Here is an 8369-nt window from a genome sequence, read left to right as displayed (position 1 = left end):
AAGACGCCAAGCTTCACTGTGTCAGGGGTATCGGATGAGCGTTGGCGAGCAGGCCCTTGAGCCTAACGAGAAGATCGCCTCGATCATCACCGCCGAACTTCTCCTACGCATCGCCTGCAGCATGAACAAGGAGTTCGGAGCCGATTACAACGGCTTCGTCGTCTATCTGACGATCCTGGCCACCAGCGTCGGTCGGGTCTTTCGGGCGGAAGGCTACGATCCGGAGGTGGACCCCGACCTCGTAGGCCTTGTGAATGTTCCGGGCATCTCCCGCGCTGGAAGCTCTCGGACCACGGGCATTCCCAAGGAGACCGTGCGCCGCAAGGTCGAGGATCTGATGGCCAGGGGCCTGGTGCGCGAGAGCAGCCGCGATGGGTCGCTGAAGCCGAACTTCGAGGCCCCTGCCCCCAATTTCACCGACCACATCACCCGCAACACCATCTCGATCCGCCGGTTCGGTCGCGAGCTGCGGCGCCACGCGGGCATGGAGCTCTAGGGCAGCTTCAACTCGCCGGCGGCGATGGCTCGCAGGGTCTCGACGAAGAACAAGGGCTCCAGGGCGGTGATCTGCGCCTCCAGGCTGTCGACCGTCTCGCCGAGGGCCAGGGTCAGTTCGCGGCGGGCCAGGGCCGGCCCCCGATCATACTCCTCGTCCACCAGATGGATCGTGGCCCCGCTGGTAATTGCGCCCGCGGCGATCACCGCCTCATGGACCCGGCGGCCGTACATGCCCTCGCCGCCGAACTCCGGCAGCAGGCCCGGGTGGATGTTGACGACCCGGTGCTGGTAGCGGGCCAGGGTCGCGGGCCCCAGCTTGCGCAGGTAGCCCGACAGCACCACCAGTTCGACGTCCGCGGCCTCCAGGGCGTCGCGCAGGGCGATATCCGCGGCGGCCGGATCACGTTCCGTGGGAATGCAGAGGTTGGGCAGGCGGTGTTCCTGAGCGAAGGCCAGCGCGCCGCTGTTGCGGTTGTTGCTGACGATCAGCCGCGCCTCGGCCGGCAGTCCGCCGGCGGCTATCGCCTCGACAATCGCGCGAAACGACGACCCGTTTCTTGACGCGAGGAAACCCAGCTTAAGCCGCAGAGACATCAGGAGAATTCGCTGCTGATCTGATGTTCGAAGCGCAACCCGTCAAAGGCCGGTTCGACACCTTCCGGCAGTTTGGAGCGCAGGTCGTCGTAGTCCAGGTCGATATGCATGTTGGTCAGGATCGTACGCCGGGGCTTTACGCGCGCCACCCACTCGAGGGTCCGTTCGACATGTGCGTGGGTCGGGTGCGGCGTCCAGCGCAGCGCGTCGACGATCCAGACATCGAGGCCGGCCAGGGCTTCGAAGGCCGCCTCGTCCAGGTTCACGACATCGCTGGAATAGGCCACGCCGCCAAACCGGTAGCCCACCGAACGAACCCCGCCATGGTCCTGATCGAAGGTGACGATAGGGATCACGCCCGATGGCCCGGTTACGGTCCAGGTCTCGCCGTGCGCCGGGATCGGCCTCAGGTCGGCGATGCCGGGATAGCCGCCCTCCCCCTCGAAGATGTAGCCAAAGCGCCGCCGGGCGGATACCGCGGTGGCCTCATCGGTATGGCAGGGAATGCGCGCCCGCTGGCGGATGAAGAAGGCGCGGATATCGTCGATGCCGTGGATCTGGTCGGCGTGGTCGTGGGTCAGCAGCACGGCGTCCAGGCGCCTGGCGCCCGCATCCGAGGTCTGGCTCACCAGGTCCGGCGAGGTGTCCACGATCAGGGTTGTGGATGTTTCCGGCGTGTCGCCAGTGCGCCGCACCAGCAGCGAGCAGCGGCGGCGGCGGTTCTTCGGATTGGCCGGATCGCAGGCGCCCCAGTCGCCGTCGGCCCGCGGCACGCCCCCGGACGAGCCGCAGCCGAGAATAGTGAACTCAAGGGCCGCGCTCACGGCCGCGGGATCCGCTGGAACAGGTTGAAGAAGGCGTCCTCGGTGCGCTGCTCGGCCTCGTCGCGGCCCCAGCCGCGGATCTCCGCCAGCTTGACCAGGACGTCTGGCAGATAGGCGGGCTCATTGCGCCGCCCCCGGTGCGGGACCGGGGCCAGATAAGGGCAGTCGGTCTCCACGATGATCCGATCGGCCGGCATCTCGCGCACCACGGCGCGGACGTCCTCAGCCGCCTTGAAGGTGGCGATTCCGGAGACCGAGAACCAGGCGCCCAGCGACGCGCATCGCTTCGCGAGTCCGGCCCCGGACGTGTAGCAGTGCATCAGAAGCGGGAATGCGCCCTTGGCGTGCTCTTCCTCCAGAATGTCGCCCATGGCCTGGTCGGCCTCGCGCGTATGAACCACCAAAGGCAGGCCGGTCTCGCGCGCCGCAATGATGTGCTGGCGGAACACCGCAGCCTGGATCTCGCGGGGGCTGAGGTCGTAGTGGAAATCCAGCCCGCACTCGCCGACACCCACAACTCGCGGATCGACGGCGAAGTCGATCAGGGTCTGAGCCCTGAGGTCGGTGTGGTCCTTTGCCTCATGCGGATGCGCGCCCACCGTGCACCAGATGTCGGGGTGATCCGCCAGCGCCCGAACCGCCGGAAAGTTGGAGATCTTGTCGCAGATATTGACCATCAGCCCGACGCCGGCAGCGCGCGCGCGGTCGATCACCGCGTCGCGGTCCTCGTCGAATTGCGGGGCGTGCAGGTTTACGTGACTGTCGATCAGCATGACGGGCTCAGGCGCGCGCGGCGTCACGCAGTTCGGAAAGCGCCGTGAACAGGGCGTCGGCGCGGTCGAGGTTCACGGCTTCAACCTCGCGCGGCAGGCGCTGGAGCGTCTCCCATGCCGAGGCCCAGCGATCAAGGCCGCTGTGGCCGTCCACTGCCTGGGCCAGGACACGGGCATGGACGCGCTCCGCCAGGCGTTCGAACAGCAGGTTGAACTGGGTCGCGCCCTCCCCGCCCCGGAAGTGGTCGGCCAGGGACAGGGCCGCAGCCTCGTCCACCTGGGGCAGGTCGCGCAGCAGCTCCTTGGCGGCGTCGTCGATGGCGACGGCGCCGGCGTTGGCCAGGGCCCAGGCCCGCCCAGGCGCGCCCACCGACATGCGGGCCAGGCGGATGGCCTCCTCGGGGTTGGCGCTGGTGTGCGATTGGACGAAGGCGGCGGTTGCGGCTTCCGACATGCCGTTGAAGGTCAGCCTGCGGCAGCGCGAGCGGATCGTGGGCAGCAGCCGGCCCGGCGAATGGGAGACCAGCAGCAGCACACCGCTGGGGGGTGGCTCTTCGAGGGTCTTGAGGACGGCGTTGGCGCTGTTGGCGTTCAGATCGTCGGCGGCGTCGATGATCGCCACCCGATGTGGGGCGTTGGCGGGAGATTTTGAGAAGAACTCCGACAGCTTGCGCGCCTCGTCCACCGGAATGACCTTGCGCGGCTTGCCGTCCTCACCCACGCGCTCCAGCACCAGGATGTCGGGATGGGAGCGCGCCATCATCTGGCGGCTGACGGGATGAGCCGGATCGGCGCCTAGCGCGCCGTAGTCAGGGGCTGGTGGCGCGCCCAGCAGACGGCGAGCCGCCCGGTACGCGAATGTGGCCTTTCCGACGCCTTCCGGTCCGGTGAGCAGCCAGGCGTGGTGCAGGCGGCCCCGCGCTCGGCTGGCCTCGAACGACTCTTCGGCCGCTTCGTGGCCTTGCAGCCGAAAGACATCGCGCGGATGGGGGATATCCTCAGCCATGGACCGGCAACCGTGCGGCCACAGCGGTCCAGACGGCGGCCTCGACGGCCTCCATGGTGTCGCCGGCCTCCACCAGGACGCACCGGTCCGGCTCAATGGCGGCGATGTCGCGGAAGGCGGCCCTCAGGCGTTCGTGGAAGGCGACGCCCTTGGATTCGAACCGCGTTTCGGCGTGCCCTGAAGCCTCGGCATGGGCCTCGGCGCGGGCCAGGCCCACCTCGACCGGCAAATCGAAGACCAGGGTCAGGTCCGGCCGAACCTCCGCCAGGACGTGGTTCTCCAGAGCCGCGATCAGATCCGGCGCCACACCCCCGGCCCCGCCTTGGTAGGCGCGGGTTGAATCGGCGAACCGGTCGCACACCACCCAGGCGCCGCGCTCGAGCGCCGGAACAATCGTCCGTTCGATGTGATCGCGTCGGGCGCCATACATCAGCAGGGTCTCGGTCACCGGGCTCCAACGGTCGGCGGAGCCGGTCAGGACCAGGGCGCGGATCGCCTCGGCGCCCGCGGAGCCCCCCGGCTCGCGGGTGGCGACGACCTCGATCCCGCGCGCCTCCAGGCGCGCCACGAGGCGTCGGACCTGGGTGGATTTCCCAGCGCCCTCTCCGCCTTCGAAGGTGATGAACTTGCCGCGCGACACCGGCGCAACATGGCCGGTTCGCGCGGTTTGTCGAGGCCTAGAAGGGCCTCAGGACCCGGGCCTCGGCAAAACCGTAGGACGCCACCTTGTCGCGCAGTCCCCAGGCCTCCCCCTCGTCGACGCCGCCCTGCAGGACGACCCGATAGAGGGTGACGCCGTCAGGCCGCTGCACGGGCTCGATGACGGCCTGTCCCGCGGTGGAGAGCTGATCGGCGACCCGCTGGGCGTTGCTGCGATCACTGAAGGCGCCGGCCTGAACCCTGTAGGCGCTGGCTCGCACGACGGCCGGCGCGCTGGCGTAGACCGGCGCCGCCGAGGACACGGGCGGGATCGGGCTCGACGCTATCGCCGCCCCGGTGATCGGCGGCAGGCTGGCGGCGGCCACCGCGACCGGCGCCGGCGGTGTGTAGGCCGGCAGCGGGGCGGGATAGGCCGGAGGCGGAGCCGCAGCGGCGGCGCTGCTGGCGTACCGCAGACCAGGGTCAGGGCCGCCCAGGGTCGCGAGACCCACATACTTCACCCGCACGTTGGCGAGGCCCTTGCGGTCATAGCCGAGCTGGCGCGCGGCCTCGTGGCTGAGATCGATGACCCGCCCCCCCACGAAGGGCCCGCGGTCGTTGACCCGCACCTGCAGGGTCTTGCCGTTGTCGAGATTGGTCACTTCGACCATCGAGGGCAGCGGTAGAGTTGGGTGCGCCGCCGACACGGCGTTCATGTCGAAGGTCTCGCCATTGGCCGTCGGCTTCATGTGGAAGTCGGCACCGTACCAGGAGGCGGTGCCGGTGGCGTTGTAGTGCGGATCTTCGTGCGGCACGTACCAGACACCGGCCACCTGATAGGGCGAACCGACCTTGTAGCGTCCCCCGGTCCCTGTCGGCGCCTTGCCGCCCGTGGCGTCAGGCAGCTTTCCGGCCAGCCTGGGCTGCGGCGTCGCGCAGGCCGCCAGGGCGACGCCGGCCACAAGGACGAGAGCGAGGTTGCGCGCAGTAGCGCTGTGGCGATGGGCGTTCATGGGCCGCAGATCCTTCTTCCCACGCACCCCCCAGCACGCGGTTCTGGCATGGAGAGTGCCTGTAAGGATTTGCGCGACGGTTAAGGAAGAAGGTTAATTCGTTAAGCCTGCGCCGAATCCCCGCCGCACATATACTTTCGCGAGTGGGGGGCGGAGTTCGCGCATCGCGGTATGCGAACCGGCGCGCCCCGATCCTTTGCGAGGTCCGGCATGTCGATCTGGGATTGGCTTCTGAATCCTTCGGGCCTGACCCCGCATGGCTTCTGCCTGAGCTGGGCGCCTGGCCTGGTGACCATCCACGTCGTCGCCGATGTGTTGATCGGTCTGTCCTACTTCTCCATTCCCTTGGCGATCGCCGCCTTCGTCCGGCGTCGACAAGATCTGAAGTATGGATGGGTGGCCTACCTGTTCGTGGCCTTCATCGTGGCCTGCGGGACCACTCACCTGATGGCCATCCTGACGCTCTGGGTGCCGGCCTACGGGATTGAGGGGCTGATCAAGATGGCCACCGCCATCCTGTCCATCGCCACCGCCGCCATCCTCTGGCCGCTGATCCCCCGCGCCGCCGCCCTGCCCTCGGTGGCGCAGCTGGAGCAGTTGAACCTCCGGCTGCGGGAGAGCGAAGCCGAGGCGCGGCTGTCCAATCTGGAGCTCGAGCGCCGTGTCGCCGAACGCACGGCCCAGCTGGAGCGGGCCAACGCCCAGTTGACTGTAGCCCTGGCCGAACGCACCCAGGCCCAGCAGGCGCTGGCGCGCAATGAGGCCGAGTATCGCGCCAGCTTCGAGGCCGCGGCGGTGGGCAATATCCAGACCGACCCCCTCACCGGCAAGTACATCCGCGTCAACCGCGCCTTCGCCCACATGGTGGGCTACGAACCGGAGGATCTGATAGGCCAGGACGGCTTGGGCTTCACCTGGCCTGAGGACCGCGACGAGGGGCAGGCAGTGTATGCCCGGCTCCTTTCGGGCGAGGTCACCGCCTATCACCGTGAGAAGCGCTATCTGCGCCGAGACGGACAGCCGGTCTGGGGGCGTCTGTCGGGATCTATCGTCCGGGACCCGGAAACCAATGCGCCGCTGCTCTCCATTGGGGTCGTCGAGGACATCGATGAACGCCACAAGGCCCAGGCCGCCCTGGAGACCGCCAAGCGGGACCTCGAAGTCATGGTGGAGGCCCGCACAGCGGCGCTCGGCCAGCGCGACCTCCTGCTTCGGGAGGTCTATCACCGCGTGAAGAACAACCTTCAGATCGTCGACAGCCTCCTGGTGATGCAGGCCCGGCAGGTTTCCGACCGAGGGGCCAAGGAGGCGCTCTTGAGCTTGCGCAGCCGGGTCTACGCCCTGGGTCTCGTTCACCATCAACTGATGGGATCGGCGAACCTCAGCACCTTCGATGTCGCGCCATTCCTGCACGAGCTGTCCACCAACGTGGTGGAGGGCGGCGCCGATCAGGATATCGCACTCAATGTGGAGGCGATCCCGCTTGAGGTGGGTCTGGACTTCGCCATTCCCCTTGGACTGTTGGTGACGGAGCTGGTGACCAACGCGCTGAAGCATGCCTTCCCAGACGGGCCGGGGACCATCGACGTCATACTCCGACGTGACGCGGGTGGGGGCGTTGCGCTAATCGTCGCCGACAATGGCGTCGGCTATGCTGCCGACGAGGCGCCTCAAGGCGGAACCGTTTCCGGCCTCGGGGCCAGCATTATTCAGGGCTTGGTGTCGCAGATGAGAGGCATGGTGTCGGTGACGGCGGACAGTGGGACCAGGGTCGAGATTCGCTTCGCCGCGCCGGTGGCGTCTTGAGCGATCTTCGTGACTGCGTCCTGATCGTCGAGGACGAATTCCTGATCGCCGAGGGCCTGCGCTATCAGGTCGAGGAAATGGGCCAGATCGTCTGCGCCATCGCCGCGACCGCCGAGGAGGCCGTCGCCGCGGCCCAGGCGCACCGGCCCCGGATCGTGCTGATGGACATGCGTCTGCGTGGCGAGAAGGACGGCGTCGACGCCGCCCTCGCGATCTACGACACCGTGGGCTCGAAGGTGATCTTCATCACCGGGTCGCGGGAGCCGGCGACCATGGCCCGCATCGACACCGACCATCCGGCGGCGGTGCTGTTCAAGCCGCTCTCGGAACGCCAGCTGCGCCACACCATCGAAGAAGTGCTGGCGCGCTGAACTGGCGGACGGGGTGGGATTCGAACCCACGGTGGGCTTTCACCCACGGCGGTTTTCAAGACCGCTGCCTTAAACCACTCGGCCACCCGTCCAGGTTTGAAACCTAGTCCTTGGCGCGTTCCACATAGGAGCCGTCCTCGGTGAGGATGACCACCCGGGTGCCCGGCGCGATATAGGGCGGGACCATGGTGCGCAGGCCGTTGGACAGCACCGCGGGCTTGTAGGACGAAGAGGCGGTCTGTCCCTTTACCGACGGTTCGGTGTCGACGATCTCGAAGGTCGCCAGGCGCGGCAGGGACAGCGAGATCGGCACGTCGTTGTGGGTCGAGAGCTGGACCGTCATGTTCTCCTGCAGATAGGCGGCGGCGTCGCCGATCACCTCTTCGCTGGCGGTCAGCTGGTCGTAGTTCTCGGGGTTCATGAAGTGGAACCCGTCAGCGTCCTGATAGAGGAAGGTGTGGTCGCGCTCGTCGACGAAGGCCTTCTCCACCGACTCGGTGGTGCGGTAGCGTTCCGACACCTTCACCCCGTCGGAGATGCGCCGCATGTTTAGCTGGGTCACCGGAGTGCCCTTGCCGGGGTGGATGTTCTCGGCGCTGAGCACCACGTAGAGCTTCCCGTCCATGTCGACGACGGCGCCCTTGCGGAGCGAGCTGGCGGCTACCTTTGGCAAGTCATTCGTCCTTTGGTCGCGGCGGGCCAATGGCCGGCGCGTTGTGCTAGGTTCCTGCGCTCCTATAGCGATCCGGGCCAGGATCGCCAGTCCCTTGGAGCGCCGCGCGTGACCTCCCCCCTGCCCTCGCCCTGGTGGCGGCCCGAGAACCACCAGGACCGCAGGCCCTTCC

Annotated in this window: 10 protein-coding genes and 1 tRNA gene; 3 read left to right on the top strand and 8 right to left on the bottom strand. The window is 67.8% G+C overall.

The features are described from left to right. Positions 1-496: hypothetical protein (locus RMO97_RS11740; RefSeq protein ID WP_310541246.1), on the top strand; the 496-nt coding region annotated here is incomplete at its 5' end. Here the strand turns inward: RMO97_RS11740 and RMO97_RS11735 are convergent. From RMO97_RS11735 to RMO97_RS11710, 6 genes are read right to left on the bottom strand one after another with little or no spacing between them, the layout of a single operon-like run. Further along, the gene (locus RMO97_RS11735) at positions 493-1092 is read right to left on the bottom strand and encodes a phosphoribosylglycinamide formyltransferase (RefSeq protein WP_310541244.1); all 600 of its coding nucleotides are present in this window, start codon (positions 1090-1092) and stop codon (positions 493-495) included. The genes RMO97_RS11740 and RMO97_RS11735 overlap by 4 nt on opposite strands. Further along, positions 1092-1916, bottom strand: coding sequence for an MBL fold metallo-hydrolase (locus tag RMO97_RS11730; protein WP_310541242.1), 825 nt, complete (start codon positions 1914-1916; stop codon positions 1092-1094). The genes RMO97_RS11735 and RMO97_RS11730 overlap by 1 nt, the downstream gene beginning before the upstream one ends. Beyond that, the gene (locus RMO97_RS11725) at positions 1913-2689 is read right to left on the bottom strand and encodes a TatD family hydrolase (protein ID WP_310541240.1); all 777 of its coding nucleotides are present in this window, start codon (positions 2687-2689) and stop codon (positions 1913-1915) included. The genes RMO97_RS11730 and RMO97_RS11725 overlap by 4 nt, the downstream gene beginning before the upstream one ends. 7 nt (positions 2690-2696) lie before the next feature. After that, on the bottom strand, positions 2697-3695 hold the full coding sequence (locus RMO97_RS11720; protein WP_310541238.1) for a DNA polymerase III subunit delta': 999 nt from the start codon (positions 3693-3695) through the stop codon (positions 2697-2699). After that, positions 3688-4335: a dTMP kinase gene (gene tmk, locus RMO97_RS11715; RefSeq protein WP_310541236.1), complete on the bottom strand. Its 648-nt coding sequence runs from the start codon at positions 4333-4335 to the stop codon at positions 3688-3690. The genes RMO97_RS11720 and tmk overlap by 8 nt, the downstream gene beginning before the upstream one ends. 37 nt (positions 4336-4372) lie before the next feature. After that, positions 4373-5347, bottom strand: a complete 975-nt coding sequence (locus RMO97_RS11710) for a septal ring lytic transglycosylase RlpA family protein (RefSeq protein WP_310541234.1) — start codon at positions 5345-5347, stop codon at positions 4373-4375. Between the two features lie 210 nt (positions 5348-5557). Between RMO97_RS11710 and RMO97_RS11705 the strand changes: the two genes are divergently transcribed. Together RMO97_RS11705 and RMO97_RS11700 are read left to right on the top strand one after the other, a co-directional pair. Beyond that, positions 5558-7153, top strand: a complete 1596-nt coding sequence (locus tag RMO97_RS11705) for a PAS domain S-box protein (protein WP_310541232.1) — start codon at positions 5558-5560, stop codon at positions 7151-7153. Beyond that, the gene (locus RMO97_RS11700) at positions 7150-7524 is read left to right on the top strand and encodes a response regulator (RefSeq protein WP_310541230.1); all 375 of its coding nucleotides are present in this window, start codon (positions 7150-7152) and stop codon (positions 7522-7524) included. Before RMO97_RS11705 ends, RMO97_RS11700 begins: the two co-directional genes overlap by 4 nt. Positions 7525-7526: 2 nt before the next feature. Here RMO97_RS11700 and RMO97_RS11695 read toward each other — a convergent pair. Then, a tRNA-Ser gene (locus RMO97_RS11695) sits at positions 7527-7616 on the bottom strand. An 11-nt stretch (positions 7617-7627) separates the two neighbouring features. Further along, a complete protein-coding gene (efp, locus tag RMO97_RS11690; RefSeq protein ID WP_310541228.1) occupies positions 7628-8197 on the bottom strand; it encodes an elongation factor P in 570 nt (189 codons plus the stop codon). Between the last annotated feature and the right edge of the window lie 172 nt (positions 8198-8369).

Source organism: Phenylobacterium sp. (genome assembly GCF_031425575.1).
Classification (GTDB): domain Bacteria; phylum Pseudomonadota; class Alphaproteobacteria; order Caulobacterales; family Caulobacteraceae; genus Phenylobacterium.
The sequence above is the reverse complement of the archived record's forward strand: the minus strand, read 5'-3'. Positions and strand labels throughout refer to the sequence as shown.

Bases quoted from the DNA above. Each gene is read 5' to 3' on its own strand.
- RMO97_RS11725 (WP_310541240.1), bottom strand. From the start codon at position 2,689: ATGCTGATCGACAGTCACGTAAACCTGCACGCCCCGCAATTCGACGAG.
- RMO97_RS11720 (WP_310541238.1), bottom strand. From the start codon at position 3,695: ATGGCTGAGGATATCCCCCATCCGCGCGATGTCTTTCGGCTGCAAGGC.
- RMO97_RS11710 (WP_310541234.1), bottom strand. From the start codon at position 5,347: ATGAACGCCCATCGCCACAGCGCTACTGCGCGCAACCTCGCTCTCGTC.
- RMO97_RS11735 (WP_310541244.1), bottom strand. From the start codon at position 1,092: ATGTCTCTGCGGCTTAAGCTGGGTTTCCTCGCGTCAAGAAACGGGTCG.
- RMO97_RS11705 (WP_310541232.1), top strand. From the start codon at position 5,558: ATGTCGATCTGGGATTGGCTTCTGAATCCTTCGGGCCTGACCCCGCAT.